General features: G+C 51.1%; 46 protein-coding genes and 1 pseudogene. 40 read left to right on the top strand and 7 right to left on the bottom strand.

Going from position 1 to position 26,294, the window contains the following annotated elements; all coding sequences use genetic code 11:
• The 3 genes and pseudogenes from tuf to bfr form a co-directional block, all read left to right on the top strand.
• A pseudogene (gene tuf / locus ACOTZC_RS22560) lies at positions 1-207 on the top strand (elongation factor Tu); the annotation flags it as partial.
• A gap of 179 nt (positions 208-386) precedes the next feature.
• A complete protein-coding gene (bfd, locus tag ACOTZC_RS22555) occupies positions 387-581 on the top strand; it encodes a bacterioferritin-associated ferredoxin (RefSeq protein ID WP_008503493.1) in 195 nt (64 codons plus the stop codon).
• 72 nt (positions 582-653) lie between these two features.
• Complete coding sequence (bfr, locus tag ACOTZC_RS22550; RefSeq protein ID WP_008503492.1) at positions 654-1,130, top strand: bacterioferritin; 477 nt, start codon at positions 654-656, stop codon at positions 1,128-1,130.
• Here the strand turns inward: bfr and ACOTZC_RS22545 are convergent.
• Positions 1,114-1,587, bottom strand: coding sequence for a prepilin peptidase (locus tag ACOTZC_RS22545; RefSeq protein WP_045405331.1), 474 nt, complete (start codon positions 1,585-1,587; stop codon positions 1,114-1,116). The genes bfr and ACOTZC_RS22545 overlap by 17 nt on opposite strands.
• 380 nt (positions 1,588-1,967) lie before the next feature.
• Between ACOTZC_RS22545 and rpsJ the strand changes: the two genes are divergently transcribed.
• The 31 genes from rpsJ (at position 1,968) to ACOTZC_RS22390 (ending at position 16,798) form a co-directional block, all read left to right on the top strand.
• The gene (gene rpsJ / locus ACOTZC_RS22540) at positions 1,968-2,279 is read left to right on the top strand and encodes a 30S ribosomal protein S10 (protein WP_001181005.1); all 312 of its coding nucleotides are present in this window, start codon (positions 1,968-1,970) and stop codon (positions 2,277-2,279) included.
• 32 nt (positions 2,280-2,311) lie between these two features.
• Positions 2,312-2,941, top strand: a complete 630-nt coding sequence (gene rplC / locus ACOTZC_RS22535; protein WP_003863274.1) for a 50S ribosomal protein L3 — start codon at positions 2,312-2,314, stop codon at positions 2,939-2,941.
• 10 nt (positions 2,942-2,951) lie between these two features.
• Positions 2,952-3,557, top strand: a complete 606-nt coding sequence (rplD, locus tag ACOTZC_RS22530; RefSeq protein WP_000424395.1) for a 50S ribosomal protein L4 — start codon at positions 2,952-2,954, stop codon at positions 3,555-3,557.
• Positions 3,554-3,856 (top strand): 50S ribosomal protein L23, encoded by a 303-nt coding sequence (gene rplW, locus ACOTZC_RS22525; protein WP_000617546.1) that lies wholly within the window; start codon positions 3,554-3,556, stop codon positions 3,854-3,856. Before rplD ends, rplW begins: the two co-directional genes overlap by 4 nt.
• A gap of 17 nt (positions 3,857-3,873) precedes the next feature.
• Positions 3,874-4,695, top strand: a complete 822-nt coding sequence (rplB, locus tag ACOTZC_RS22520) for a 50S ribosomal protein L2 (RefSeq protein ID WP_000301859.1) — start codon at positions 3,874-3,876, stop codon at positions 4,693-4,695.
• A 16-nt stretch (positions 4,696-4,711) separates the two neighbouring features.
• On the top strand, positions 4,712-4,990 hold the full coding sequence (gene rpsS / locus ACOTZC_RS22515; protein ID WP_001138117.1) for a 30S ribosomal protein S19: 279 nt from the start codon (positions 4,712-4,714) through the stop codon (positions 4,988-4,990).
• 14 nt (positions 4,991-5,004) lie between these two features.
• A complete protein-coding gene (gene rplV / locus ACOTZC_RS22510) occupies positions 5,005-5,337 on the top strand; it encodes a 50S ribosomal protein L22 (protein ID WP_002919773.1) in 333 nt (110 codons plus the stop codon).
• Between the two features lie 17 nt (positions 5,338-5,354).
• The gene (gene rpsC / locus ACOTZC_RS22505) at positions 5,355-6,056 is read left to right on the top strand and encodes a 30S ribosomal protein S3 (protein WP_000529945.1); all 702 of its coding nucleotides are present in this window, start codon (positions 5,355-5,357) and stop codon (positions 6,054-6,056) included.
• A gap of 12 nt (positions 6,057-6,068) precedes the next feature.
• Positions 6,069-6,479, top strand: coding sequence for a 50S ribosomal protein L16 (rplP, locus tag ACOTZC_RS22500; protein WP_002919759.1), 411 nt, complete (start codon positions 6,069-6,071; stop codon positions 6,477-6,479).
• Positions 6,479-6,670 (top strand): 50S ribosomal protein L29, encoded by a 192-nt coding sequence (gene rpmC / locus ACOTZC_RS22495; protein ID WP_003863282.1) that lies wholly within the window; start codon positions 6,479-6,481, stop codon positions 6,668-6,670. Before rplP ends, rpmC begins: the two co-directional genes overlap by 1 nt.
• Complete coding sequence (rpsQ, locus tag ACOTZC_RS22490) at positions 6,670-6,924, top strand: 30S ribosomal protein S17 (RefSeq protein ID WP_008503489.1); 255 nt, start codon at positions 6,670-6,672, stop codon at positions 6,922-6,924. Before rpmC ends, rpsQ begins: the two co-directional genes overlap by 1 nt.
• A 166-nt stretch (positions 6,925-7,090) precedes the next feature.
• Positions 7,091-7,462 carry a 50S ribosomal protein L14 gene (gene rplN, locus ACOTZC_RS22485; protein WP_002919748.1) on the top strand — a complete coding sequence of 124 codons (372 nt, stop codon included), beginning with the start codon at positions 7,091-7,093 and terminating at the stop codon, positions 7,460-7,462.
• 10 nt (positions 7,463-7,472) lie between these two features.
• Complete coding sequence (gene rplX / locus ACOTZC_RS22480; RefSeq protein ID WP_003863287.1) at positions 7,473-7,787, top strand: 50S ribosomal protein L24; 315 nt, start codon at positions 7,473-7,475, stop codon at positions 7,785-7,787.
• A 14-nt stretch (positions 7,788-7,801) separates the two neighbouring features.
• Positions 7,802-8,341: a 50S ribosomal protein L5 gene (rplE, locus tag ACOTZC_RS22475; protein ID WP_001096206.1), complete on the top strand. Its 540-nt coding sequence runs from the start codon at positions 7,802-7,804 to the stop codon at positions 8,339-8,341.
• Positions 8,342-8,355: 14 nt separating this feature from the next.
• Entirely contained in the window at positions 8,356-8,661 is a 306-nt protein-coding gene (gene rpsN, locus ACOTZC_RS22470) for a 30S ribosomal protein S14 (protein ID WP_003863291.1), read from the top strand.
• Positions 8,662-8,691: 30 nt separating this feature from the next.
• Positions 8,692-9,084 carry a 30S ribosomal protein S8 gene (rpsH, locus tag ACOTZC_RS22465; protein ID WP_006178918.1) on the top strand — a complete coding sequence of 131 codons (393 nt, stop codon included), beginning with the start codon at positions 8,692-8,694 and terminating at the stop codon, positions 9,082-9,084.
• 12 nt (positions 9,085-9,096) lie between these two features.
• On the top strand, positions 9,097-9,630 hold the full coding sequence (gene rplF, locus ACOTZC_RS22460; protein ID WP_003863296.1) for a 50S ribosomal protein L6: 534 nt from the start codon (positions 9,097-9,099) through the stop codon (positions 9,628-9,630).
• Positions 9,631-9,639: 9 nt separating this feature from the next.
• Entirely contained in the window at positions 9,640-9,993 is a 354-nt protein-coding gene (rplR, locus tag ACOTZC_RS22455) for a 50S ribosomal protein L18 (RefSeq protein WP_003863297.1), read from the top strand.
• A 14-nt stretch (positions 9,994-10,007) separates the two neighbouring features.
• Entirely contained in the window at positions 10,008-10,508 is a 501-nt protein-coding gene (gene rpsE, locus ACOTZC_RS22450; RefSeq protein WP_003863299.1) for a 30S ribosomal protein S5, read from the top strand.
• Positions 10,509-10,514: 6 nt separating this feature from the next.
• Entirely contained in the window at positions 10,515-10,694 is a 180-nt protein-coding gene (gene rpmD, locus ACOTZC_RS22445; protein WP_003863301.1) for a 50S ribosomal protein L30, read from the top strand.
• Positions 10,695-10,697: 3 nt separating this feature from the next.
• Positions 10,698-11,132: a 50S ribosomal protein L15 gene (rplO, locus tag ACOTZC_RS22440; RefSeq protein ID WP_003863304.1), complete on the top strand. Its 435-nt coding sequence runs from the start codon at positions 10,698-10,700 to the stop codon at positions 11,130-11,132.
• Between the two features lie 7 nt (positions 11,133-11,139).
• Complete coding sequence (secY, locus tag ACOTZC_RS22435; protein WP_003863305.1) at positions 11,140-12,471, top strand: preprotein translocase subunit SecY; 1,332 nt, start codon at positions 11,140-11,142, stop codon at positions 12,469-12,471.
• A 31-nt stretch (positions 12,472-12,502) separates the two neighbouring features.
• Entirely contained in the window at positions 12,503-12,619 is a 117-nt protein-coding gene (gene rpmJ / locus ACOTZC_RS22430) for a 50S ribosomal protein L36 (protein ID WP_000868187.1), read from the top strand.
• Between the two features lie 146 nt (positions 12,620-12,765).
• Positions 12,766-13,122 (top strand): 30S ribosomal protein S13, encoded by a 357-nt coding sequence (rpsM, locus tag ACOTZC_RS22425; RefSeq protein WP_003863308.1) that lies wholly within the window; start codon positions 12,766-12,768, stop codon positions 13,120-13,122.
• A gap of 16 nt (positions 13,123-13,138) precedes the next feature.
• Positions 13,139-13,528: a 30S ribosomal protein S11 gene (rpsK, locus tag ACOTZC_RS22420; protein WP_003863312.1), complete on the top strand. Its 390-nt coding sequence runs from the start codon at positions 13,139-13,141 to the stop codon at positions 13,526-13,528.
• A gap of 33 nt (positions 13,529-13,561) precedes the next feature.
• Positions 13,562-14,182 (top strand): 30S ribosomal protein S4, encoded by a 621-nt coding sequence (gene rpsD, locus ACOTZC_RS22415; protein WP_004868345.1) that lies wholly within the window; start codon positions 13,562-13,564, stop codon positions 14,180-14,182.
• Positions 14,183-14,207: 25 nt separating this feature from the next.
• A complete protein-coding gene (locus ACOTZC_RS22410) occupies positions 14,208-15,197 on the top strand; it encodes a DNA-directed RNA polymerase subunit alpha (protein ID WP_002919219.1) in 990 nt (329 codons plus the stop codon).
• 40 nt (positions 15,198-15,237) lie between these two features.
• Positions 15,238-15,621 carry a 50S ribosomal protein L17 gene (rplQ, locus tag ACOTZC_RS22405; RefSeq protein ID WP_001216368.1) on the top strand — a complete coding sequence of 128 codons (384 nt, stop codon included), beginning with the start codon at positions 15,238-15,240 and terminating at the stop codon, positions 15,619-15,621.
• Between the two features lie 107 nt (positions 15,622-15,728).
• Positions 15,729-16,097 (top strand): DUF1992 domain-containing protein, encoded by a 369-nt coding sequence (locus ACOTZC_RS22400; RefSeq protein WP_047173932.1) that lies wholly within the window; start codon positions 15,729-15,731, stop codon positions 16,095-16,097.
• Positions 16,098-16,099: 2 nt separating this feature from the next.
• The gene (gene zntR, locus ACOTZC_RS22395; RefSeq protein ID WP_029740638.1) at positions 16,100-16,525 is read left to right on the top strand and encodes a Zn(2+)-responsive transcriptional regulator; all 426 of its coding nucleotides are present in this window, start codon (positions 16,100-16,102) and stop codon (positions 16,523-16,525) included.
• A gap of 57 nt (positions 16,526-16,582) precedes the next feature.
• A complete protein-coding gene (locus ACOTZC_RS22390) occupies positions 16,583-16,798 on the top strand; it encodes an alternative ribosome-rescue factor A (RefSeq protein ID WP_023309450.1) in 216 nt (71 codons plus the stop codon).
• Here the strand turns inward: ACOTZC_RS22390 and mscL are convergent, their stop codons facing one another.
• The 5 genes from mscL to def form a co-directional block, all read right to left on the bottom strand.
• Positions 16,799-17,209: a large-conductance mechanosensitive channel protein MscL gene (gene mscL / locus ACOTZC_RS22385; protein ID WP_023309449.1), complete on the bottom strand. Its 411-nt coding sequence runs from the start codon at positions 17,207-17,209 to the stop codon at positions 16,799-16,801. It abuts the gene before it with no gap.
• A gap of 146 nt (positions 17,210-17,355) precedes the next feature.
• Complete coding sequence (trkA, locus tag ACOTZC_RS22380) at positions 17,356-18,732, bottom strand: Trk system potassium transporter TrkA (RefSeq protein ID WP_008503482.1); 1,377 nt, start codon at positions 18,730-18,732, stop codon at positions 17,356-17,358.
• A 22-nt stretch (positions 18,733-18,754) separates the two neighbouring features.
• Complete coding sequence (rsmB, locus tag ACOTZC_RS22375) at positions 18,755-20,041, bottom strand: 16S rRNA (cytosine(967)-C(5))-methyltransferase RsmB (protein WP_045405334.1); 1,287 nt, start codon at positions 20,039-20,041, stop codon at positions 18,755-18,757.
• A gap of 52 nt (positions 20,042-20,093) precedes the next feature.
• Positions 20,094-21,041, bottom strand: coding sequence for a methionyl-tRNA formyltransferase (gene fmt, locus ACOTZC_RS22370; RefSeq protein WP_023333663.1), 948 nt, complete (start codon positions 21,039-21,041; stop codon positions 20,094-20,096).
• A 25-nt stretch (positions 21,042-21,066) separates the two neighbouring features.
• The gene (gene def / locus ACOTZC_RS22365; RefSeq protein ID WP_006812188.1) at positions 21,067-21,576 is read right to left on the bottom strand and encodes a peptide deformylase; all 510 of its coding nucleotides are present in this window, start codon (positions 21,574-21,576) and stop codon (positions 21,067-21,069) included.
• Between the two features lie 127 nt (positions 21,577-21,703).
• Between def and dprA the strand changes: the two genes are divergently transcribed.
• From dprA to ACOTZC_RS22335, 6 genes are read left to right on the top strand one after another with little or no spacing between them, the layout of a single operon-like run.
• On the top strand, positions 21,704-22,828 hold the full coding sequence (gene dprA / locus ACOTZC_RS22360; RefSeq protein WP_045357957.1) for a DNA-protecting protein DprA: 1,125 nt from the start codon (positions 21,704-21,706) through the stop codon (positions 22,826-22,828).
• The gene (gene smg, locus ACOTZC_RS22355) at positions 22,800-23,273 is read left to right on the top strand and encodes a DUF494 family protein Smg (RefSeq protein ID WP_008503477.1); all 474 of its coding nucleotides are present in this window, start codon (positions 22,800-22,802) and stop codon (positions 23,271-23,273) included. Before dprA ends, smg begins: the two co-directional genes overlap by 29 nt.
• Positions 23,274-23,299: 26 nt before the next feature.
• Positions 23,300-23,854, top strand: coding sequence for a type I DNA topoisomerase (locus ACOTZC_RS22350; protein ID WP_045405325.1), 555 nt, complete (start codon positions 23,300-23,302; stop codon positions 23,852-23,854).
• On the top strand, positions 23,847-24,419 hold the full coding sequence (gene tsaC, locus ACOTZC_RS22345) for an L-threonylcarbamoyladenylate synthase type 1 TsaC (protein WP_045619581.1): 573 nt from the start codon (positions 23,847-23,849) through the stop codon (positions 24,417-24,419). Before ACOTZC_RS22350 ends, tsaC begins: the two co-directional genes overlap by 8 nt.
• A 4-nt stretch (positions 24,420-24,423) precedes the next feature.
• Positions 24,424-25,242 carry a shikimate dehydrogenase gene (aroE, locus tag ACOTZC_RS22340; RefSeq protein ID WP_322408400.1) on the top strand — a complete coding sequence of 273 codons (819 nt, stop codon included), beginning with the start codon at positions 24,424-24,426 and terminating at the stop codon, positions 25,240-25,242.
• Positions 25,239-25,487 carry a DUF1488 domain-containing protein gene (locus ACOTZC_RS22335; protein WP_045405320.1) on the top strand — a complete coding sequence of 83 codons (249 nt, stop codon included), beginning with the start codon at positions 25,239-25,241 and terminating at the stop codon, positions 25,485-25,487. Before aroE ends, ACOTZC_RS22335 begins: the two co-directional genes overlap by 4 nt.
• Here ACOTZC_RS22335 and ACOTZC_RS22330 read toward each other — a convergent pair.
• Positions 25,463-26,017, bottom strand: a complete 555-nt coding sequence (locus tag ACOTZC_RS22330) for a gamma carbonic anhydrase family protein (RefSeq protein ID WP_045405318.1) — start codon at positions 26,015-26,017, stop codon at positions 25,463-25,465. The two genes, ACOTZC_RS22335 and ACOTZC_RS22330, sit on opposite strands and share 25 nt — an antisense overlap.
• Between the last annotated feature and the right edge of the window lie 277 nt (positions 26,018-26,294).

Raw genomic sequence — 26,294 nt, 5'->3', positions numbered from 1 at the left:
TACCGTCCACAGTTCTACTTCCGTACAACTGACGTGACCGGTACCATCGAACTGCCAGAAGGCGTTGAGATGGTAATGCCAGGCGACAACATCAAGATGGTTGTGACTCTGATCCACCCAATCGCGATGGATGACGGTCTGCGTTTCGCAATCCGTGAAGGCGGCCGTACCGTTGGCGCGGGCGTTGTTGCTAAAGTTCTGGGCTAATTAATTATCCCCGAATAAAAAAAGGACGCTTCGGCGTCCTTTTTTGTTTTCTGCCGCTCAGGCATTGTCACAAAATTACGCATTTTTTGCCTGCTCCCGCCCTGTATTGTGGCGTTTGTGCTATTGTAATCATAACCATTCTCACTTACACTTTGCGCATAATTTGAACGGGAGTCTCTATGTACGTTTGTTTATGTAATGGTGTAAGCGACAAGAAAATACGTCAGGCCGTTCGTCAGTTTCAGCCTCAGTCATTTCAGCAGCTACGCAAATTTGTTCCAGTGGGAAATCAATGCGGTAAATGTGTACGTGCTGCGCGAGAGATCATGCAGGACGAATTGATGCAGATCCCGGAATACAAAGAGATCGCGTAAGCGCCCATCTTTTTTTTGACATCCCTGTAGCCCGATCTACGCTTCAATGAGTGGAAGCGGAGGGACTATATAATGAAAGGTGATGTTAAAATCATAAGTTATCTCAATAAATTATTGGGAAATGAGCTTGTCGCAATTAACCAGTACTTTCTTCACGCGAGAATGTTCAAAAACTGGGGGCTTAAACGTCTGAACGACGTTGAGTACCATGAATCGATCGATGAAATGAAGCACGCTGATAAATATATCGAGCGTATTTTATTCCTTGAAGGCATTCCAAACCTGCAGGATCTCGGAAAGCTGGGCATCGGAGAAGATGTCGAAGAGATGCTGCGTTCCGACCTCAGGCTGGAACTTGAAGGTGCCAAAGATCTCCGTGAAGCCATTGCCTATGCCGACAGCGTACATGACTACGTCAGTCGCGATATGATGATTCAGATCCTGGCCGATGAAGAAGGTCATATTGACTGGCTGGAAACGGAGCTGGATCTGATTGCTAAAATCGGTCTGCAGAACTACCTTCAGTCGCAGATTAAAGTGGAAGAGTAACCACCGTCTTCCAGCCTACGCATAAACCCGCTGCTGCCAGAAATGGCCCAAAAGGCAGTGGGTTTTTTAATGCTCCCTTATCGCCGGTGAGTAACGAAAACACAAGAATGCTAAGTAGAGCCATAAGCGCAGCGAGTAACGCCAGCGTAGGCACTATGCACCAGCCATGCCACGCACCAAGCGCCGCCAGGTATTTTACATCGCCGTATCCCATCCCTTCACGCCGGCAGATAAACCGATATCCCCAGTAAATAACGGCAAAGCCGACATATCCAGCCATCGCACCCACCACTGCACTTGGCAGAAAATCAGGTTGGACACAGAGCTGGAAGAGCAGGCCCGCCCATAGCAGCGGGCAGAGAAATTTATCGGGAAGCAGTCCGTAGCGAATATCCGCATGTACAAGAAAGGCAGTCAGCGAAAAATAGATCAGCAAAAAGAGGAGGGTGGTTAACATGGCAAAGGCCTCAAAGGGGTTTGAGCGCATCCTCGCTATAATCGGCCTGGTCGGCAATCTATAAAAACGACACTTGCGTAGGGGCTCGAGACAAAGCCTTGAGAAGGGATACATTGCGTAAAAAGTTGCGCGCCCTTACCCATACTACGCCTCTGGCGCTTAATTTCTAAACGGCACTTGCGTCTTGTCCAGATTTACGTATAATGCGCGGGCTTGTCGTAATTGACGGCGGGTTCAATCAGAACCAGAGTAGCTCATTTTGTTACTCAACAATGCTCCCAATTGGGGAGCTACGTAAGAACGGTTACACTCTCCCATCAATCGTAATGGGTTTGAGGAGTAATCATTTTCGTTTATAAAATAATTGGAGCTCTGGTCTCATGCAGAACCAAAGAATCCGTATCCGCCTTAAAGCGTTTGATCATCGTCTGATCGATCAATCAACCGCGGAAATCGTCGAGACTGCTAAGCGCACTGGTGCGCAAGTCCGTGGTCCGATCCCGCTGCCGACCCGCAAAGAGCGCTTCACCGTTCTGATCTCTCCGCACGTCAACAAAGACGCGCGCGATCAGTACGAAATCCGCACTCACAAGCGTCTGGTTGACATCGTTGAGCCAACTGAGAAAACCGTTGATGCTCTGATGCGTCTGGATCTGGCTGCCGGTGTAGACGTGCAGATCAGCCTGGGTTAATCAGGTCATCGAGCGATTGAGAGGTTGAAACAATGATTGGTTTAGTCGGTAAAAAAGTGGGTATGACCCGCATCTTCACTGAAGATGGCGTTTCTATCCCAGTAACCGTAATCGAAGTTGAAGCAAACCGCGTTACTCAGGTTAAAGATCTGGCTAACGATGGCTACCGCGCTATTCAGGTTACCACTGGTGCTAAAAAAGCTAACCGTGTAACCAAACCAGAAGCGGGTCACTTCGCTAAAGCTGGCGTAGAAGCTGGCCGTGGTCTGTGGGAATTCCGTCTTGCTGAAGGCGAAGAGTTCACCGTAGGTCAGGACATTAGCGTTGAGCTGTTTGCTGACGTTAAAAAAGTTGACGTAACCGGTACCTCTAAAGGTAAAGGTTTTGCTGGTACCGTTAAGCGCTGGAACTTCCGTACCCAGGACGCTACCCACGGTAACTCCTTGTCTCACCGCGTTCCGGGTTCTATCGGTCAGAACCAGACTCCGGGCAAAGTGTTCAAAGGCAAGAAAATGGCAGGTCAGCTGGGTAACGAACGTGTAACCGTTCAGAGCCTGGACGTAGTACGTGTTGACGCTGAGCGCAACCTGCTGCTGGTTAAAGGTGCAGTTCCGGGTGCAACCGGTAGCGACCTGATCGTTAAACCAGCTGTGAAGGCGTAAGGGGATAGCAATGGAATTAGTATTGAAAGACGCGCAGAGCGCGCTGACTGTTTCCGAAACTACCTTCGGTCGTGATTTCAACGAAGCGCTGGTTCACCAGGTTGTTGTTGCTTATGCAGCTGGTGCTCGTCAGGGTACTCGTGCTCAGAAGACTCGTGCTGAAGTAACTGGTTCTGGCAAAAAGCCATGGCGCCAGAAAGGTACCGGCCGTGCGCGTTCAGGTTCTATCAAGAGCCCGATCTGGCGTTCAGGTGGCGTGACCTTCGCTGCGCGTCCACAGGACCACAGTCAAAAAGTTAACAAAAAGATGTACCGCGGCGCGCTGAAAAGCATCCTGTCCGAACTGGTACGTCAGGATCGTCTGATCGTTGTCGAGAAGTTCTCTGTTGAAGCGCCTAAAACTAAGCTGCTGGCACAGAAACTGAAAGACATGGCTCTGGAAGATGTGCTGATCATCACCGGTGAGCTGGACGAGAACCTGTTCCTGGCCGCACGTAACCTGCACAAGGTTGACGTACGCGATGCGACTGGTATCGACCCGGTTAGCCTGATCGCCTTCGACAAAGTCGTAATGACTGCTGATGCTGTTAAGCAAGTTGAGGAGATGCTGGCATGATTCGTGAAGAACGTCTGCTGAAGGTGCTTCGCGCACCGCACGTTTCTGAAAAAGCGTCTACTGCGATGGAAAAAACAAACACCATCGTTCTCAAAGTTGCTAAAGACGCGACCAAAGCAGAGATCAAAGCTGCTGTGCAGAAACTGTTTGAAGTCGAAGTCGAAGTCGTTAACACCCTGGTAGTTAAAGGGAAAGTTAAACGTCACGGACAGCGTATCGGTCGTCGTAGCGACTGGAAAAAAGCTTACGTCACCCTTAAAGAAGGCCAGAACCTGGACTTCGTTGGCGGCGCTGAGTAAGTCGGAGGAGTAATACAATGGCAGTTGTTAAATGTAAACCGACATCTCCGGGTCGTCGCCACGTAGTTAAAGTGGTTAACCCTGAGCTGCACAAGGGCAAACCTTTTGCTCCGTTGCTGGAAAAAAACAGCAAATCCGGTGGTCGTAACAACAATGGCCGTATCACCACTCGTCACATCGGTGGTGGCCACAAGCAGGCTTATCGTATTGTTGACTTCAAACGCAACAAAGACGGTATCCCAGCAGTTGTTGAACGTCTTGAGTACGATCCGAACCGTTCCGCGAACATCGCGCTGGTTCTGTACAAAGACGGCGAACGCCGTTACATCCTGGCCCCTAAAGGCCTGAAAGCTGGCGACCAGATTCAGTCTGGCGTTGATGCTGCAATCAAAGCAGGCAACACCCTGCCGATGCGCAATATCCCGGTTGGTTCTACCGTTCATAACGTAGAAATGAAACCAGGTAAAGGCGGTCAGCTGGCACGTTCCGCTGGTACTTACGTTCAGATCGTTGCTCGTGATGGTGCTTATGTCACCCTGCGTCTGCGTTCTGGTGAAATGCGTAAAGTCGAAGCAGACTGCCGCGCTACTCTGGGCGAAGTTGGCAATGCTGAGCATATGCTGCGCGTTCTGGGTAAAGCAGGTGCTGCTCGCTGGCGTGGTGTTCGTCCTACCGTTCGCGGTACTGCGATGAACCCAGTCGACCACCCACATGGTGGTGGTGAAGGTCGTAACTTTGGTAAGCACCCGGTAACTCCGTGGGGCGTTCAGACCAAAGGTAAGAAGACCCGCAGCAACAAGCGTACTGATAAATTTATCGTACGTCGCCGTAGCAAATAATTTTAGAGGATAAGCCATGCCACGTTCTCTCAAGAAAGGTCCTTTTATTGACCTGCACTTGCTGAAGAAGGTAGAGAAAGCGGTGGAAAGCGGAGACAAGAAGCCCCTGCGCACTTGGTCCCGTCGTTCAACGATCTTTCCTAACATGATCGGTTTGACCATCGCTGTCCATAATGGTCGTCAGCACGTTCCAGTCTTTGTTACCGACGAAATGGTTGGTCACAAACTGGGTGAATTCGCACCGACTCGTACTTATCGCGGCCACGCTGCTGATAAAAAAGCGAAGAAGAAATAAGGTAGGAGGAAGAGATGGAAACTTTAGCTCAACATCGCCATGCTCGTTCTTCTGCTCAGAAGGTTCGCCTTGTTGCTGACCTGATTCGCGGTAAGAAAGTGTCGCAGGCCCTGGACATCCTGACCTATACCAACAAGAAAGCTGCGGTATTGGTCAAGAAAGTACTGGAATCTGCCATTGCTAACGCTGAACACAACGATGGCGCTGACATCGACGATCTGAAAGTCGCGAAAATTTTCGTAGATGAAGGCCCAAGCATGAAGCGCATTATGCCGCGTGCGAAAGGTCGTGCAGATCGCATCCTGAAGCGCACCAGCCACATTACTGTGGTTGTGTCCGATCGCTGAGACTCTGGAGACTAGCAATGGGTCAGAAAGTACATCCTAATGGTATTCGCCTGGGTATTGTAAAACCATGGAACTCTACCTGGTTTGCGAACACCAAAGAATTCGCTGACAACCTGGACAGCGATTTTAAAGTACGTCAGTACCTGACTAAGGAACTGGCTAAAGCGTCTGTATCTCGTATCGTTATCGAGCGTCCAGCGAAGAGCATCCGTGTGACTATTCACACTGCTCGTCCTGGCATCGTTATCGGTAAGAAAGGCGAAGACGTAGAAAAACTGCGCAAGGTCGTAGCGGATATCGCTGGCGTTCCTGCACAGATCAATATCGCTGAAGTTCGTAAGCCTGAACTGGACGCTAAATTGGTTGCTGACAGCATCACTTCACAGCTGGAACGTCGTGTTATGTTCCGTCGTGCTATGAAGCGTGCTGTACAGAACGCAATGCGTCTGGGCGCTAAAGGTATCAAAGTTGAAGTTAGCGGCCGTCTGGGCGGCGCGGAAATCGCACGTACCGAATGGTACCGCGAAGGTCGCGTACCGCTGCACACTCTGCGTGCTGACATCGACTACAACACCTCTGAAGCGCACACCACTTACGGTGTAATCGGCGTTAAGGTATGGATCTTCAAAGGTGAGATCCTGGGTGGTATGGCTGCTGTTGAACAACCGGAAAAACCGGCTGCTCAACCTAAAAAGCAGCAGCGTAAAGGCCGTAAATAAGGAGCGTCGCTGATGTTACAACCAAAGCGTACAAAATTCCGTAAAGTGCACAAAGGCCGCAACCGTGGTCTGGCGCAGGGTACGGATGTTAGCTTCGGCACTTTCGGTCTGAAAGCTGTTGGCCGTGGTCGTCTGACTGCACGTCAGATCGAAGCAGCACGTCGTGCAATGACCCGTGCAGTTAAGCGTCAAGGTAAGATCTGGATCCGTGTATTCCCGGACAAACCGATCACCGAGAAGCCACTGGAAGTTCGTATGGGTAAAGGTAAAGGTAACGTGGAGTACTGGGTTGCCTTGATCCAACCGGGCAAAGTCCTTTATGAAATGGACGGTGTTCCGGAAGAGCTGGCCCGTGAAGCCTTCGGCCTGGCAGCAGCGAAACTGCCTATCAAAACCACCTTTGTAACTAAGACGGTGATGTAATGAAAGCAAAAGAGCTGCGTGAAAAAAGCGTTGAAGAGCTGAACGCTGAGCTGCTGAACCTGCTGCGTGAGCAGTTCAACCTGCGTATGCAGGCTGCAAGTGGCCAGCTGCAACAGACTCACCTGCTGAAGCAAGTGCGTCGCAATGTTGCACGCGTTAAGACTTTACTGACTCAGAAGGCGGGTGCGTAATGACCGATAAAATCCGTACTCTGCAAGGTCGTGTTGTTAGCGACAAAATGGAGAAATCCATTGTTGTAGCTATCGAACGTATTGTGAAACACCCGATCTACGGTAAATTCATCAAGCGTACGACCAAACTGCACGTACATGACGAGAACAACGAATGTGGTATCGGCGACAAGGTTGAAATCCGTGAATGCCGTCCACTGTCCAAGACTAAGTCCTGGACGCTGGTTCGCGTTGTAGAGAAAGCGGTTCTGTAATACAGTACGCCTTCTCAATACGAATAAACGGCTCAGCGATGAGCCGTTTATTTTTTCTACCCATATTGCAGAAGCGGTGTTATAATGCCGCGCCCTCGATATGGGGCTTTTTAACGGCTCTGATTTTAGAGTCTCAGGTAGTAGTTGACATTAGCGGAGCACTAAAATGATCCAAGAACAGACTATGCTGAACGTCGCCGACAACTCCGGTGCACGTCGCGTAATGTGTATCAAGGTTCTGGGTGGCTCGCACCGTCGCTACGCAGGCGTAGGCGACATCATCAAGATCACCATCAAGGAAGCAATTCCACGTGGTAAGGTCAAAAAAGGTGATGTGCTGAAGGCGGTAGTGGTGCGCACCAAGAAGGGTGTTCGTCGCCCTGACGGTTCTGTCATTCGCTTCGATGGTAATGCATGCGTTATTTTAAACAATAACAGCGAGCAGCCTATCGGCACGCGTATCTTTGGGCCGGTAACTCGTGAACTTCGTACTGAGAAGTTCATGAAAATTATCTCTCTGGCACCAGAAGTACTCTAAGGAGCGAATCATGGCAGCGAAAATCCGTCGTGATGACGAAGTTATCGTGTTAACCGGTAAAGATAAAGGTAAACGCGGTAAAGTAAAAAATGTTCTGTCTTCCGGCAAACTTGTCGTTGAAGGTATCAACCTGGTTAAGAAACATCAGAAGCCGGTTCCGGCCCTGAACCAACCAGGTGGCATCGTTGAAAAAGAAGCTGCTATTCAGGTTTCTAACGTTGCAATCTTCAATGCGGCTACCGGCAAGGCTGACCGTGTAGGCTTTAGATTCGAAGACGGCAAAAAAGTCCGTTTCTTCAAGTCTAACAGCGAAACTATCAAGTAATTTGGAGTAGTACGATGGCGAAACTGCATGATTACTACAAAGACGAAGTAGTTAACAAACTCATGACTGAGTTTAACTACAATTCTGTCATGCAAGTCCCTCGGGTCGAGAAGATCACCCTGAACATGGGTGTTGGTGAAGCGATCGCTGACAAGAAACTGCTGGATAACGCAGCAGCTGACCTGACAGCAATCTCCGGTCAAAAACCGCTGATCACCAAAGCACGCAAATCTGTTGCAGGCTTCAAAATCCGTCAGGGCTATCCGATCGGCTGTAAAGTAACTCTGCGTGGCGAACGCATGTGGGAGTTCTTTGAGCGCCTGATCACTATTGCTGTTCCACGTATCCGTGACTTCCGTGGCTTGTCCGCTAAGTCTTTCGACGGTCGTGGTAACTACAGCATGGGTGTCCGTGAGCAGATCATCTTCCCAGAAATCGACTACGATAAAGTCGACCGCGTGCGTGGTTTGGATATTACCATTACCACTACTGCGAAATCTGACGAAGAAGGCCGTGCTCTGCTGGCTGCCTTTGACTTCCCGTTCCGCAAGTAAGGTAGGGTTACTGAATGGCTAAGCAATCAATGAAAGCACGCGAAGTAAAGCGCGTAGCTTTAGCTGATAAATTCTTCGCTAAACGCGCTGAACTGAAAGCGATCATTTCTGATGTGAACGCTTCCGACGAAGATCGTTGGAATGCGGTTCTCAAGCTGCAGTCTCTGCCGCGTGATTCCAGCCCGTCTCGTCAGCGTAACCGCTGTCGTCAAACAGGTCGTCCACATGGTTATGTGGGCAAGTTTGGGTTGAGCCGTATCAAACTGCGTGAAGCCGCTATGCGCGGTGAAGTGCCAGGCTTGAAAAAGGCTAGCTGGTAATTACCAATTGAATCACGGGAGTAAAGACAGATGAGCATGCAAGATCCGATCGCGGATATGCTGACCCGTATCCGTAACGGTCAGGCCGCGAACAAAGTTGCGGTCACCATGCCTTCCGCCAAGCTGAAAGTGGCAATTGCCAACGTGCTGAAGGAAGAAGGTTTTATCGAAGATTTTAAAGTTGAAGGCGACACCAAGCCGGAACTGGAACTTACTCTTAAGTATTTCCAGGGTAAAGCTGTTGTAGAAAGCATTCAGCGTGTCAGCCGCCCAGGTCTGCGCATCTATAAGAAAAAAGATGAGCTGCCAAAAGTTATGGCTGGTCTTGGTATCGCAGTTGTTTCTACCTCTAAAGGTGTTATGACTGATCGTGCAGCGCGCCAGGCTGGTCTTGGTGGCGAAATTATCTGCTACGTAGCCTAATCGGAGGAAAGAATGTCTCGTGTTGCTAAAGCACCGGTCGTTATTCCTGCCGGCGTTGATGTAAAAATCGACGGTCAGGTTATTACGATCAAAGGTAAAAACGGCGAGCTGACTCGTACCCTCAACAAAGCTGTTGAAGTTAAACATGCAGATAACGCTCTGACCTTCGGTCCACGTGATGGTTTCGTGGATGGATGGGCTCAGGCTGGTACCGCGCGTGCCCTGCTGAACTCAATGGTTGTTGGTGTTACCGAAGGCTTCACTAAAAAGCTTCAGCTGGTTGGTGTAGGTTATCGTGCAGCTATCAAAGGGAATGCAGTAGGCCTGTCTCTGGGCTTCTCACACCCTGTTGAGCATCCGCTGCCGGCCGGTATCACTGCAGAATGTCCGACTCAAACTGAAATCGTGCTGAAAGGCGCTGATAAGCAGCTGATCGGTCAGGTTGCAGCAGATCTGCGCGCCTACCGTCGTCCTGAGCCTTACAAAGGCAAGGGTGTTCGTTACGCCGACGAAGTCGTGCGTACCAAAGAGGCTAAGAAGAAGTAAGGTAACACTATGGATAAGAAATCTGCTCGTATCCGTCGTGCGACCCGCGCACGCCGCAAGCTCAAAGAGCTGGGTGCAACTCGCCTGGTGGTACATCGTACCCCGCGTCATATTTACGCACAGGTAATTGCACCGAACGGTTCTGAAGTTCTGGTAGCTGCTTCTACTGTAGAAAAAGCTATCTCAGAACAATTGAAGTACACCGGTAACAAAGACGCCGCTGCAGCTGTAGGTAAAGCTGTTGCTGAACGCGCTCTGGAAAAAGGCATCAGCAATGTTTCCTTTGACCGTTCCGGGTTCCAATATCATGGTCGTGTCCAGGCACTGGCAGATGCTGCCCGTGAAGCTGGCCTTCAGTTCTAAGGTAGAGGTGTAAGATGGCTCACATCGAAAAACAGGCTGGCGAACTGCAGGAAAAGCTGATCGCGGTAAACCGCGTATCTAAAACCGTTAAAGGTGGTCGTATTTTCTCCTTCACAGCTCTGACTGTAGTAGGCGATGGTAACGGTCGCGTTGGTTTTGGTTACGGTAAAGCGCGTGAAGTTCCAGCAGCGATCCAGAAAGCGATGGAAAAAGCCCGTCGCAATATGATTAACGTCGCGCTGAACAACGGCACCCTGCAGCACCCAGTTAAAGGTGTTCACACGGGTTCTCGTGTATTCATGCAGCCAGCTTCAGAAGGTACCGGTATCATCGCCGGTGGTGCAATGCGCGCCGTTCTGGAAGTTGCTGGGGTTCATAACGTTCTGGCCAAAGCATATGGTTCCACTAACCCGATCAACGTGGTTCGTGCAACTATTGATGGCTTGGAAAATATGAATTCTCCAGAAATGGTCGCTGCCAAGCGTGGTAAATCCGTTGAAGAAATTCTGGGGTAATTGACCATGGCAAAGACTATTAAAATCACTCAAACCCGCAGTGCAATCGGTCGTCTGCCGAAACACAAGGCAACGCTGCTTGGCCTGGGTCTGCGTCGTATTGGTCATACCGTTGAGCGCGAGGATACTCCTGCTGTTCGTGGTATGGTCAACGCGGTTTACTTCATGGTTAAAGTTGAGGAGTAAGAGATGCGTTTAAATACTCTGTCTCCGGCCGAAGGCTCTAAAAAGGCGGGTAAACGCCTGGGTCGTGGTATCGGTTCTGGCCTCGGCAAAACCGGTGGTCGTGGTCACAAAGGTCAGAACTCTCGTTCTGGCGGTGGCGTGCGTCGCGGTTTCGAGGGTGGCCAGATGCCACTGTACCGTCGTCTGCCGAAGTTCGGCTTCACTTCTCGCAAAGCAGCGATCACAGCGGAAATCCGTCTGTCTGACCTGGCGAAAGTTGAAGGCGGCGTTGTAGACCTGAACACGCTGAAAGCAGCAAACATTATCGGTATCCAGATCGAGTTCGCGAAAGTGATCCTGGCTGGTGAAGTTTCTACTCCGGTAACTGTTCGTGGCCTGCGTGTTACTAAAGGTGCTCGTGCTGCTATCGAAGCTGCTGGCGGTAAAATTGAGGAATAAGTAGCAGATGGCTAAGCAACCGGGATTAGATTTTCAAAGTGCCAAAGGTGGATTTGGCGAGCTGAAACGCAGACTGCTGTTTGTTATCGGCGCGCTGATTGTGTTCCGTATTGGCTCTTTTATTCCGATCCCTGGTATCGATGCCGCTGTACTTGCCAAACTGCTTGAGCAACAGCGAGGCACCATCATTGAAATGTTCAACATGTTCTCTGGTGGTGCTCTCAGCCGTGCTTCTATCTTCGCATTGGGTATTATGCCGTACATTTCGGCATCAATTATTATCCAGCTGCTGACGGTCGTTCATCCGGCCCTGGCAGAGTTGAAGAAAGAAGGGGAGTCTGGACGTCGTAAGATTAGTCAGTACACCCGTTACGGTACTCTGGTGCTGGCAATATTCCAGTCGATCGGTATTGCTACCGGTTTGCCGAATATGCCTGGTATGCAGGGCCTGGTGTTAAACCCGGGCTTTGCATTCTACTTCACCGCTGTTGTAAGTCTGGTCACAGGGACTATGTTCCTGATGTGGCTCGGCGAACAGATTACTGAGCGTGGTATCGGTAACGGTATCTCTATCATTATCTTCGCCGGTATTGTTGCGGGCCTCCCGCCAGCCATCGCCCATACTATCGAGCAAGCGCGTCAAGGCGACCTGCACTTCCTCCTGTTGCTGTTGGTTGCAGTATTAGTATTTGCAGTGACGTTCTTTGTTGTCTTCGTTGAACGTGGTCAACGCCGCATTGTGGTGAACTACGCTAAACGTCAGCAGGGTCGTCGTGTCTATGCTGCACAGAGCACACATTTACCGCTGAAAGTGAACATGGCGGGGGTTATCCCGGCTATCTTCGCTTCCAGTATTATTCTGTTCCCGGCGACCATCGCGTCATGGTTCGGGGGCGGTACTGGTTGGAACTGGCTGACAACAATTTCGCTGTATTTGCAGCCTGGGCAACCACTTTATGTGTTACTCTATGCGTCTGCGATCATCTTCTTCTGTTTCTTCTACACGGCGTTGGTCTTCAACCCGCGTGAAACAGCAGATAACCTGAAGAAGTCCGGTGCATTTGTACCAGGAATTCGTCCGGGAGAGCAAACGGCGAAGTATATCGATAAAGTAATGACTCGTCTGACTTTGGTTGGTGCGCTTTATATTACTTTTATCTGCCTGATCCCGGAGTTCATGCGTGATGCAATGAAAGTACCGTTCTACTTCGGTGGGACCTCACTGCTTATCGTTGTTGTCGTGATAATGGACTTTATGGCTCAAGTGCAAACTCTGATGATGTCCAGTCAGTACGAGTCTGCATTGAAGAAGGCGAACCTGAAAGGCTACGGCCGCTAAATGGTCGCCTGAGAAGTTACGGAGAGTAAAAATGAAAGTTCGTGCTTCCGTCAAGAAATTATGCCGTAACTGCAAAATCGTTAAGCGTGATGGTGTCATCCGTGTGATTTGCAGTGCCGAGCCGAAGCATAAACAGCGCCAAGGCTGATTATTTCGCATATTTTTCTTGCAAAGTTGGGTTGAGCTGGCTAGATTAGCCAGCCAATCTTTTGTATGTCTGTACGTTTCCATTTGAGTATCCTGAAAACGGGCTTTTCAGCATGGTGCGTACATATTAAATAGTAGGAGTGCATAGTGGCCCGTATAGCAGGCATTAACATTCCTGATCAGAAACATGCTGTGATCGCATTAACTTCGATCTACGGCGTCGGCAAGACCCGTTCTAAAGCCATTCTGGCTGCAGCGGGTATCGCTGAAGATGTTAAGATCAGTGAGCTGTCTGAAGAACAAATCGACACGCTGCGTGACGAAGTTGCCAAATTTGTCGTTGAAGGTGATCTGCGCCGTGAAATCAGCATGAGCATCAAGCGCCTGATGGATCTTGGTTGCTATCGCGGTTTGCGTCATCGTCGTGGTCTGCCAGTGCGCGGTCAGCGTACTAAGACCAACGCACGTACCCGTAAGGGTCCGCGCAAACCGATCAAGAAATAATCGGGGTGATTGAATAATGGCAAAGGCACCAGTTCGTGCACGTAAACGTGTAAGAAAACAAGTCTCTGACGGCGTGGCTCATATCCATGCTTCTTTCAACAACACCATCGTTACTATTACTGATCGTCAGGGTAACGCATTGGGTTGGGCAACAGCCGGTGGTTCCGGTTTCCGTGGTTCTCGCAAATCCACTCCGTTCGCAGCTCAGGTTGCAGCAGAGCGTTGTGCAGAAGCCGTAAAAGAATACGGCATCAAGAATCTGGAAGTTATGGTTAAAGGTCCGGGTCCGGGTCGTGAATCTACTGTTCGCGCTCTGAACGCCGCTGGTTTCCGCATCACGAATATTACTGATGTGACTCCGATCCCTCATAACGGTTGTCGTCCGCCGAAAAAACGTCGCGTATAACGCTCCGTTTTTTAGGTTAGTTGGAGATAGAAAATGGCAAGATATTTGGGTCCTAAGCTCAAGCTGAGCCGTCGTGAGGGCACCGACTTATTCCTTAAGTCTGGCGTTCGCGCGATCGATACCAAGTGTAAAATTGAACAAGCTCCTGGCCAGCACGGTGCGCGTAAACCGCGTCTGTCTGACTATGGTGTGCAGTTGCGTGAAAAGCAAAAAGTTCGCCGTATGTACGGTGTGCTGGAGCGTCAGTTCCGTAACTACTATAAAGAAGCAGCACGTCTGAAAGGCAACACAGGTGAAAACCTGCTGGCTCTGCTGGAAGGTCGTCTGGACAACGTTGTATACCGTATGGGCTTCGGCGCTACTCGTGCTGAATCACGTCAGCTGGTTAGCCACAAAGCAATCATGGTAAACGGTCGTGTTGTTAACATCGCTTCTTATCAGGTTAAAGCGAATGACGTTGTTAGCATTCGTGAGAAAGCGAAAAAGCAATCTCGCGTGAAGGCCGCTCTGGAGCTGGCTGAGCAGCGTGAAAAGCCAACCTGGCTGGAAGTTGATGCTGGCAAGATGGAAGGTACGTTCAAGCGTCAGCCAGAACGTTCTGATCTGTCTGCGGACATTAACGAACACCTGATCGTCGAGCTTTACTCCAAGTAAAGCTTAGTACCAAAGAGAGGACACAATGCAGGGTTCTGTGACAGAGTTTCTAAAACCGCGCCTGGTAGATATCGAGCAAGTGAGTTCGACGCACGCCAAGGTGACCCTTGAGCCTTTAGAGCGTGGCTTTGGCCATACTCTGGGTAACGCACTGCGCCGTATTCTGCTCTCATCGATGCCGGGTTGCGCGGTGACCGAGGTTGAGATTGATGGTGTACTTCATGAGTACAGCACCAAAGAAGGCGTTCAGGAAGATATCCTTGAAATCCTGCTCAACCTGAAAGGGCTGGCGGTGAGAGTTCAGGGTAAAGATGAAGTTATTCTTACTCTGAATAAATCTGGCATTGGCCCTGTGACTGCAGCCGACATCACCCATGACGGTGATGTTGAAATCGTCAAGCCGCAGCACGTGATCTGCCACCTGACCGATGAGAACGCAGCTATTAGCATGCGTATCAAAGTTCAGCGCGGTCGTGGTTATGTGCCGGCTTCTGCCCGAATTCATTCGGAAGAAGATGAGCGCCCAATCGGCCGTCTGCTGGTCGACGCATGCTATAGCCCTGTAGAGCGTATTGCCTACAATGTTGAAGCAGCGCGTGTAGAACAGCGTACCGACCTGGACAAGCTGGTCATCGAAATGGAAACCAACGGCACAATCGATCCTGAAGAGGCGATTCGTCGTGCGGCAACCATCCTGGCAGAACAACTGGAAGCTTTCGTTGACTTACGTGATGTACGTCAGCCGGAAGTGAAAGAAGAGAAACCAGAATTCGATCCGATCCTGCTGCGCCCTGTTGACGATCTCGAGTTGACTGTCCGCTCTGCTAACTGCCTCAAGGCAGAAGCTATCCACTATATCGGTGATCTGGTACAGCGTACCGAGGTTGAGTTGCTGAAAACGCCGAACCTGGGTAAAAAATCTCTTACTGAGATTAAAGACGTGCTGGCTTCACGTGGTCTGTCTCTGGGCATGCGCCTGGAAAACTGGCCACCGGCAAGCATTGCTGACGAGTAACCGGATCACAGGTTAAGGTTTTACTGAGAAGGATAAGGTCATGCGCCATCGTAAGAGTGGTCGTCAACTGAACCGCAACAGCAGCCATCGCCAGGCTATGTTCCGCAACATGGCAGGTTCACTGGTTCGTCATGAGATCATCAAGACGACCCTGCCTAAAGCGAAAGAGCTGCGTCGCGTAGTTGAGCCGCTGATTACTCTTGCCAAGACTGACAGCGTTGCTAATCGTCGTCTGGCATTCGCCCGTACTCGTGATAACGAGATCGTGGCAAAACTGTTTAACGAACTGGGCCCGCGTTTCGCGAGCCGTGCCGGTGGTTACACTCGCATTCTGAAGTGTGGTTTCCGTGCAGGCGACAACGCGCCGATGGCTTACATCGAGCTGGTTGATCGTTCAGAGAAAGCAGAAGCTGCTGCAGAGTAATCTGCAGTAACGTAAAAAAACCCGCTCCGGCGGGTTTTTTTATATCCGCGATATCCCCACTTCTCTACAATGTCTGTATCAATTCTGTTCAATCCCTGGAGCTGGTAATGTGGTTGCTCGACCAGTGGGCAGAACGCCATATTCGCGATGCCCAAAAAAAAGGTGAATTCGACGATCTCCCGGGAAGCGGCGAACCCCTTGCGCTTGACGATGATTCGCACATCGCGCCTGAACTACGGGCTGGATACCGTTTGCTGAAAAATGCGGGCTGTCTCCCCCCGGAGCTCGAACAGCGCAGAGAAGCTGTTGAACTGGCCGATCTTCTCAAAGAGATCCGCCATGACGATCCACGACATTCTGAACTTAGCCGCCGTCTCGCCCTGCTTGAACTCAAGCTGCGCCAGGCTGGGATGAACACTAATTTTCTTCACGGTAAATATGGTGAAAGATTGATGCAGAAAATAAGCGAGGAGTAGTTATGTACCGCATCGGTGAACTTGCGAAGCTTGCGAACGTTACGCCGGATACTATCCGATATTACGAAAAGCAGCAGATGATCGATCATGAAGTTCGGACTGAAGGAGGCTTTCGCCTTTATACCGATAACGATCTGCAGCGCCTGCGGTTTATTCGTTATGCGCGTCAGCTCGGTTTCACGCTGGATTCGATCCGCGAGTTATTATCGATCCGCATCGATCCGGAACATCACACCTGCCAGGAATCTAAAAGCATCGTGCAGGCCCGGCTGGATGAAGTCGAAGCGCGTATACAGGAACTGCAAACCATGCAGCGCTCTCTGCAAAGGCTGAATGATGCCTGCTGCGGTACGGCACACAGCAGCATTTATTGTTCAATCCTCGAAGCCCTTGAACAGGGAGCGAGTGGAGAAACGCAGGGCTGTTGATTTTTAGTTCAACCGGGTCTAGACTCCCGTCGTCATAAACCCTGCTCTGGAGACATTATGAGCCGCTATCAGCACACGAAAGGACAAATTAAGGACAATGCCATTGAGGCGTTACTTCACGACCCGTTATTCAGGCAGCGCGTTGAGAAAAATAAAAAAGGGAAAGGAAGTTATCTGCGTAAAGACAAACATGAAAAACGGGGTAACTGGGAGGCCAGTGGCAAGCAAGCGAATCGCTTATTTACCACTGGCCTTCCTGCTTTTATCTATTGATTAGACGCGATTATTCTGCTCTTTTAACAGATCGCGGATCTCACTTAACAGCACTTCTTCTTTCGTTGGCGCAGGTGCTGCAGCCGGCTCTTCTTTTTTACGGTTGAGCCTGTTGATCAGCTTGATAGCCATAAATATGGCAAATGCGACAATCACAAAATCAAATACGTTCTGAATAAATACGCCGTAGTGCATTACTACTGCCGGAACATCACCCTGCGCTTCACGCAGCGTGAAAGCGAACTGTTTGAAATCAATGCCGCCGATTAACAACCCTAAAGGTGGCATGATAATGTCAGCCACTAATGATGAAACAATCTTGCCGAATGCCGCACCAATAATGACACCCACTGCCAAATCCACTACGTTCCCGCGCATCGCAAATTCGCGAAATTCTTTAATAAAACTCATTGTTCTCTCCTTGTGCCAGCTGACGAGTTTAAGTTTAACAAATCATTAGCCAATTGCCATTCGGGATAATTAAACATTCTGAAAAACAAAAGGCACAGAAATGAAAAGGATAAAGTAAGGGTGCTCTTTCTCGAGCACCCAATTCTTTAAAGGAAGAATGGACTTGGCTGGAATAAACGTTCGACGTCGGTAATAAACTTTTTATCGGTAAGGAACATAATAACGTGATCGCCTTGCTCAATTCGTAAATTATCATTGGCAATCATGACATCATTCCCGCGCACAACGGCGCCGATAATCGTGCCTGGCGGCAGTTTAATTTCGTCGATCGAACGGCCGACGACGCGCGACGTCGTTTCATCTCCATGAGCAACGGCTTCAATGGCTTCCGCTACGCCACGGCGGAGCGATGACACACCGACAATATCCGCTTTACGAACATGGCTCAGGAGCGCGGAAATTGTCGCCTGCTGAGGGGAAATGGCAATATCAATAACGCTGCCCTGAACCAGATCGACATACGCCTTACGCTGGATAAGCACCATTACTTTTTTAGCCCCCATGCGCTTCGCGAGCATGGCGGACATTATATTCGCCTCGTCGTCGTTGGTGACGGCAATAAAGAGATCAACTTGATCAATATGCTCTTCAGCCAGCAACTCCTGATCAGACGCATCACCATAAAATACAATCGTATTTTGAAGTTTTTCCGCCAGTTCAGCAGCACGCTGTTGATCGCGCTCGATCAACTTCACGCTGTAATCTTTTTCCAGCCGATGTGCCAGACCGGCACCGATATTGCCGCCGCCGACCAGCATAATGCGTTTATAGGGTTTTTCGAGACGCTGAAGTTCACTCATCACCGCACGAATATGCTGTGAGGCCGCAATAAAGAAGACCTCATCACCGGCTTCGACAATCGTGGAGCCTTGCGGGCGAATTGGCCTGTCGTGACGGAAAATCGCTGCAACGCGCGTATCGATATGCGGCATGTGCTCGCGCATGGTGGAAAGCGCATTGCCGATCAATGGTCCGCCATAATAGGCCTTAACCACTGCCAGGCTCACTTTGCCCTCGGCAAAGTTCACCACCTGCAGGGCACCCGGATATTCAATCAGGCGATAGATATTGTCGATAACCAGCTGTTCTGGCGCGATGAGGTGGTCAATGGGAACCGCTTCGGAATTAAACAGTTTTTCAGCATCGCGAACATAGTCCGGAGAGCGAATACGCGCAATTCGGTTTGGCGTGTTGAAAAGCGAGTAGGCCACCTGACAGGCCACCATATTGGTTTCGTCAGAACTGGTTACCGCAACCAGCATGTCGGCATCGTCGGCGCCCGCCTCACGAAGAACACGTGGGTGCGAACCATGACCCTGCACCACGCGCAGGTCAAACTTGTCCTGCAAGACGCGCAGACGATCGCCGTTGGTATCAACAATTGTGATGTCGTTGTTTTCGCCAACCAGGTTTTCCGCCAGCGTTCCGCCCACCTGTCCTGCACCCAGAATGATAATCTTCATATCTCGTGACCTGTTCTCAACATCACTCTTTGATTAGCTTAGCGTAAAAGAAGCCATCGCCCTCTTCAGCACCCGGCAGGTTCTGCAGACCCGGGGATTCAGGCGTTCCCGTATCGCGCAGCGCGGCGTCCGGCGTACGTTTAAGGAAGGCCGCGATTTGCTGGCTGTTTTCTTCCGGCAGTACGGAGCAGGTCGCATAGACCAGCGTTCCGCCAGATTTAAGATGCGGCCAAATGGCGTCGAGAATGTCGGATTGCAGTTGGGCAAGTTCCTGAATATCACGATCGCGGCGTAGCCACTTGATGTCCGGATGACGACGAATAACACCGGTTGCAGAGCAGGGGGCATCCAGCAAAATGCGATCGAATTGCGTTTCACCACACCACTCTGCGGGTTTGCGTCCATCGCCCTGCTTAACCTGAGCCTTCATGCCCAGACGCTTAAGGTTGTCGTAGACGCGTGAGAGACGCTGTTCATCGACGTCCACTGCCATCACGCTGGCCTGCGGAGCCACTTCCAGAATATGCGTCGTTTTGCCCCCAGGTGCGGCGCAAAGATCGAGGATCTGCTCACCATTTTTGGGTTCAAGCCAGGTCATGCAACCCTGCGCCGAGGCATCCTGTACGGTAACCCAGCCCTCATCAAAACCGGGTAATGCATGTACCGGTGCCGGTGAGGCCAGACGTACAGCATCCGGATAGGCTTGATGCGGGAATCCACTCATTCCAGCTTCTTCAAGCAATGCCAGCCATGCGGCTCGGGTGTGGTGATTCCGGTTCACGCGTAACCACATTGGCGGGCGCTGGTTGTTGGCCTCGGTAATATCCAGCCACTCCTGTGGATAGGCTTTTTTCAGGCGCTTCAACAGCCAGTCCGGGTGCAGGAAACGTGCTTCGCTTTGGGCAAATTCAGCCAGAAGCTCTTCCTGCTGTCTCTGGAACTGACGAAGTACGCCGTTGATCAGGCCTTTCAGCTGAGGGCGTTTAATCGCAACGGCGCCTTCCACCGTCTCAGCCAGCGCGGCATGAGGTGGGATGCGGGTATGAAGAAGCTGATAAAAGCCCACCATAATCAAATAGTGTACGGTGCGCTGCTTGCCTGTCATTGGGCGTGACATCAGCTTGTTAATCAGCCACTCAAGCTGAGAAAGCGTGCGCAGAACGCCAAAGCAGAGCTCCTGAAGCAGGGCTTTGTCTTTATCAGAGACTTTTTGTTGCAGAGGAGGCAGGACGTTACTTAATGACTGGCCCTGCTCGATAACCTGCTCAACGGCCTGAGCCGCCATACTGCGAAGATTTTGTTTTTTCATAACCGTAAAAATAAAAATGCCCGGAAACACCGGGCCTTAAGGATAAATTTGCTCAGGCAAGACGATTGCCCGGAATAAACCATTCGCGGCGGGAATTTAACAGATCCTGAGCGCTCATGGCCTTCTTGCCGGCCGGTTGTAGCGATTCAAGATTCAGGATCCCTTGCGCAGTCGCCACCTGGATCCCGTTCTTGTTGGCGTCAACAATCGTGCCGGGTTCAGCCGTGGTAGTACCGCTAATGACGGAGGCTTTCCAGACTTTCACCGGCTGCTCATCAATTTCCATCCAGCTCATCGGCCACGGATTAAAGGCGCGAATGCAGCGTTCAAGCTGCGCGGCTGACAGGGACCAGTCGATCCGCGCTTCTTCTTTGCTCAGTTTTTCGGCATAAGTCACCAGAGCGTCATCCTGAACTTCCGGTTTCGCCGTATTGTCAGCAAGCTGCTGGAGCGTCTCGATAAGCCCTTGTGGGCCAAGGTCTGCCAGTTTGTCATACAGCGTAGCGCTGGTATCGTCTGACGTTATGGGGCACGCCAGTTTATACAGCATATCGCCGGTGTCTAAACCTACGTCCATCTTCATGATGGTAACGCCCGTTTCGGCATCGCCTGCCCACAGCGAGCGCTGGATAGGTGCAGCACCACGCCAGCGCGGGAGCAGAGACCCATGCACGTTGATGCACCCCAGGCGAGGCATATCGAGCACAGCTTTCGGCAAAATTAAACCGTAAGCCACCACCACCATTACGTCGGCATTCAGGTCAGCAACCAGCTGCTGATTTTCCTGTGGGCGCAACGATGCGGGCTGAAAAACGGGTAGCCCATGCTCTTCTGCCAGCACCTTTACCGGGCTCGGCATCAGTTTTTTGCCGCGACCAGCAGGACGGTCCGGCTGGGTAAAGACGCCAACAACCTGGTGACCAGACGATAACAGCGCGTCAAGATGACGCGCTGCAAAATCAGGGGTTCCCGCGAAGATAATACGTAGTGTTTTAGACACGATGATCCTTGTATCCGGGGGGACGCTATGCGCGAGAACGCAAACGATCCAGTTTCTCTACTTTTTGACGAATACGCTGCTGTTTCAGCGGCGAGAGATAATCGATAAACAGTTTACCGACCAGGTGATCCATCTCATGCTGAATACAAATTGCCAGCAGGTCGTCTGCTTCCAGTTCGAACGGGTTACCGTCACGATCCAGAGCGCGAATTTTCACCTTTTCGGCACGCGGTACTAAAGCGCGCTGCTCAGGAATGGACAGACAGCCTTCCTCAATACCGGTTTCGCCACTCTTTTCGAGTAGCTCAGGGTTGATCAGCACCAGACGCTCATCGCGATTTTCGGAAACATCAATCACGATAATACGCTTATGAATGTCCACCTGGGTCGCCGCCAGGCCAATGCCTTCTTCGGCGTACATGGTATCGAACATATCATCAACGATACGCTGGATTTCTGCATTCACTTCTTTGACCGGTTCAGCGACGATGCGAAGGCGCTCGTCCGGAATATGTAACACTTGCAAAACTGCCATAAATTTCCAGAGTCGTGTTCAGGAGTTGATAAGAATACTCTCTCTATTCTAGACAAATCCCCCATCGATTGACAGCATCAGTGACCAATCGCAATGATTGCGGAGGCCGCTTATGGCAGGGGAAAGGATGACGTCTACCGAAATATGGCTACGGCTAATACACACAGGGTCGCTGTGTGGTGATGTAATGCTGGAAGCGGCTGCGCGACTGCAGAAGCAGGAACACCTCAACGTGCTCGTGGCCAGAAACGCCGGGCTGACAGCAAAGCAGGTTGAACGCTTCTTTGCACTCGATGAGAGCGAGCTGGAACGTAGCCTTATGTGGCTTGAGCAGCCGGGACATCATTTATTAACGGCCAACCATCCCCTTTATCCTCCTTTGCTCCGCACGATTCCTGATTATCCCGGGGCGTTATTCATAAAAGGTAATCCTGAGGCGCTTAATACGGTTCAGCTGGCGGTGGTAGGCAGTCGTGCGCCGTCATGGTACGGCGAGCGATGGGGGAAAATCCTGTGCGAACAACTGTCGCAAAGCGGTTTCACGATCACCAGCGGGCTGGCCTGCGGTATTGACGGCGTAGCCCACAGCGCGGCGCTTTCAGTTAAGGGACGAAGCGTAGCGGTGCTGGGGAACGGTCTTTTTAGCATTTATCCACGCCGGCATCAGGCACTGGCGATGCGGCTTATCGAATCTGACGGCGCTATAGTGTCTGAGTTTCCGCTTTCCGCACAGCCCAGGCCGGCAAACTTTCCGCGTCGTAATCGGATTATCAGCGGGCTTAGCAAAGGCGTGCTGGTGGTTGAAGCGGCGCGCCGAAGCGGTTCGCTGGTCACGGCGCGATGCGCGCTCGAACAGGGGAGAGAAGTCTTCGCCTTGCCTGGTCCGATAGGTAATCCCGGATGCGAGGGGCCCCACTGGCTGATTAAGCAAGGGGCAACGCCGGTAACAGAAGTAGGAGATATTCTTGAAAATTTGCAATATGGGTTGCAATGGCTGCAGGAAGATCCCGAAAAGCGACAATATTCATCAGATCAGGGAAAGGTGGCATTGCCATTTCCCAAGCTCCTGGCTAACGTAGGAGATGAGGTAACACCTGTTGACGTTGTCGCTGAACGTGCCGGCCAACCTGTGCCAGTAACGGTAGCACAGCTACTCGAACTGGAGTTAGCAGGGTGGATCGCAGCTGTACCCGGCGGCTATGTCCGATTAAGGAGGGCATGCCATGTTCGACGTACTGATGTATTTGTTTGAGACTTACATCCATAACGAAGCAGAAATGCGAGTGGATCAGGACAAATTGACACAGGATCTTACCGATGCGGGGTTTGAGCGGGAAGATATCTATAATGCGTTGATGTGGCTGGAAAAACTGGCTGATTATCAGGAAGGCCTCGCCGAACCGATGCAGCTTGCTTCTGACCCATTGTCAGTACGCATTTATACCGCGGAAGAGTGTGAAAGGCTGGACGCCAGCTGCCGGGGGTTCATCTTATTCCTTGAGCAGATTCAGGTGTTGAACCTCGAAACGAGAGAAATGGTGATAGAGCGCGTCATGGCGCTGGATACAGCAGAATTTGAACTGGAAGATCTCAAGTGGGTGATCCTGATGGTTCTGTTTAATATCCCGGGCTGTGAAAACGCCTATCAGCAAATGGAAGAATTACTCTTTGAAGTGAATGAAGGTATGCTGCACTAATTCAATGTGCAGCACCAAGAGTTGTTATGGCCAAATCAGCACTATTCACGGTGCATAAAAACGAGCCCTGCCCGCAGTGCGGGGCTGAACTTGTTATTCGGGCCGGGAAACACGGCCCGTTTCTCGGTTGTTCACACTATCCGGAATGTGATTATGTCCGTCCCCTGAAAAGCCAGGCGGATGGACATATCGTTAAAATTCTGGAGGGTCAGTATTGCCCACTCTGCGGTGGTGAATTAGCCCTGCGGCAGGGGCGTTTCGGCATGTTTATTGGATGTAGCCGCTACCCGGAATGTGAGCATACGGAACAAATCGATAAGCCTGATGAAACGGCAATTGCGTGCCCACAGTGTCAGCGCGGTCAGTTGGTACAGCGCCGCTCCCGTTATGGTAAGACTTTCCATTCATGCGATCGCTACCCTGAATGCCAGTTCGTTATCAATTTTAAACCGGTAGCGGGAACCTGCCCTCATTGCAATTATCCGCTACTTATAGAGAAGAAAACCGCGCAAGGCATGAAACGCTTCTGCGCCAGTAAACAATGTGGAAAGCCGGTTACGGCGGATCAAAATAGTGAATAATAACCTGCCATCAGGCTCCATTGCGCATGCTGTGGACGTACTGAAAAAAGAAGAAGTTATCGCCTATCCAACTGAAGCTGTTTTTGGAGTCGGTTGCGATCCTGACAGCAAGACGGCCGTGAGCCGACTGCTTGCCTTAAAACAAAGACCCGTCGAGAAAGGGCTGATTTTGATCGCTGCGAATTACGAGCAGCTTAAACCCTATATCGATGACTCCATGCTGACGCCGGCGCAGCGCGAGACTATCTTCTCCGCGTGGCCTGGCCCGGTGACCTTCGTTTTCCCGGCGCAGCCGACAACGCCTCGCTGGTTAACCGGACGTTTTGATTCCCTCGCCGTTCGCGTAACTGACCATCCGCTGGTGGTTGAGCTGTGTCTGGCATTTGGTAAACCGCTGGTCTCAACCAGCGCCAACTTGACCGGATTGCCACCTTGCCGGACAACCGAAGAAGTACTGGCGCAGTTCGGGAATGACTTCCCTGTCGCTGTCGGTGAAACGGGAGGGCGCCTGAATCCGTCTGAAATTCGCGATGCTTTGACCGGCGAACGTTTTCGCCAGGGGTAATCTCATGGAAACCTATGCTGTTTTTGGTAATCCGATCGCACATAGCAAGTCACCTTTGATCCATCAGCAATTTGCGAAGCAGCTGCAGATAAATCATCCCTATGGTCGCGTACTGGCACCGGTGGATGCATTTATTCCAACGCTGGAGGCTTTTTTCGCCGCGGGCGGTAAAGGCGCGAATGTGACGGTTCCTTTTAAAGAGGAAGCCTTCGAACGAGCGGATGAGCTCACCGAGCGCGCTTCACTGGCTGGTGCAGTCAATACCCTAAAACGGCTTGAGGATGGGCGCCTTTTGGGTGACAACACCGACGGGATTGGTTTACTTAGCGACCTGGAACGACTGTCGTTTATTAATCCCGGGTTTCGGATCCTGCTGATTGGTGCGGGTGGCGCATCGCGGGGAGTGCTGTTGCCTCTGCTTTCACTGGACTGCGCGGTGACCATTACCAACAGAACCTTTTCCCGCGCAGAAGCGCTGGCGGCGTTGTTTGCCCATACCGGCAGCGTGAGCGCGGTAGCGCTTGACGATCTTGCCGATCGTGAGTTTGATCTTGTCATCAACGCCACGTCCAGCGGCATTAATGGCGAGATCCCGGCAATTCCCGCTTCTCTGGTCAGCGCGCATATGTACTTCTATGACATGTTTTATCAGAAAGGGAAGACGCCTTTCCTTAACTGGTGCGAACAACACGGCGCGAAACAGTTAGCCGATGGGCTGGGAATGCTGGTGGGTCAGGCCGCGCATGCGGTGCTGCTCTGGCATGGCGTGTTGCCTGCGGTTGAACCTGTCATTGAAAAGTTAAAGCAGGAGCTGTCGGCGTGAACCAGGCTATTCATTTCCCGGACAGAGAGAACTGGGATGAGAGTAAACAAGCGGTCTGTTTTCCGGTGCTGGTGCAGGGGATGCAACTGACCTGTGCCATTCATGGGGAAACGCTGTTGCGTCGTTTTGGCGGCTCAGACCCGATAGCGATATTTTGCGAAAATCGCTGGGATCTGGAAGAGGAAGCCAGCGATTTAATCCGCGAACAGCAGGAAGACGATCAAGGCTGGGTTTGGCTGTCCTGATCCAAATAGTCATTCTTCCAGTTAACGTAGTTGTTCGCCGAGTATTTTAACCCTTCGATCTCTGCCTCCTTCAGGGGGCGGATCTGTTTTACCGGGCTTCCCAGATAGAGATAGCCACTCTCCAGCCGTTTGTTCTGCGGGACCAGGCTACCAGCACCAATCATTACGTCATCTTCTACTATGACGCCATCCAGCAAAATCGACCCCATGCCAACAAGTACGCGATTTCCGATAGTGCAGCCGTGAAGCATCACTTTATGGCCGACGGTAACCTCTTGTCCAATGATGAGGGGATTGCCCTCCGGGTTATAGGAGGATTTGTGCGTGACATGCAGAACGCTACCGTCCTGAATATTGGTACGGGCGCCAATCGACACATAGTTAACATCTCCCCTGATGGCGACGAGCGGCCAGATGCTGACGTCATCGGCCATTCGGACATCGCCAATCACCACGCTGCTGGCATCGATCATCACGCGATCGCCTTTTTGGGGGAACCGATCTTTATAAGGACGTAATACTGCGGGCATATCTACCTCTAACAATGAGCGCTATACAGAAGACTTTGATCATATTTTGGGATCGAGGCAAGGCAAAATACGTCAATATTTAAGCAGATCGGGCGGGATTTCAGCGAAAAGCGCGGAAAATCAGCAGTCGGAAAAAAAGATCTAAAAAATACTTGTGCTAAAAAATGGGATCCCTATAATGCGCCTCCATCGACACGGCGGATGTGAATCACTTCACACAACAAGCGGTTCGGTTGAAGAGAAAAAATCCTGAAATAACGGGTTGACTCTGAAAGAG

It is taken from the genome of Enterobacter cloacae complex sp. SHL009, assembly GCF_049237205.1.
In the GTDB taxonomy this organism is placed as follows: domain Bacteria; phylum Pseudomonadota; class Gammaproteobacteria; order Enterobacterales; family Enterobacteriaceae; genus Enterobacter; species Enterobacter cloacae_M.
The sequence above is the reverse complement of the archived record's forward strand: the minus strand, read 5'-3'. Positions and strand labels throughout refer to the sequence as shown.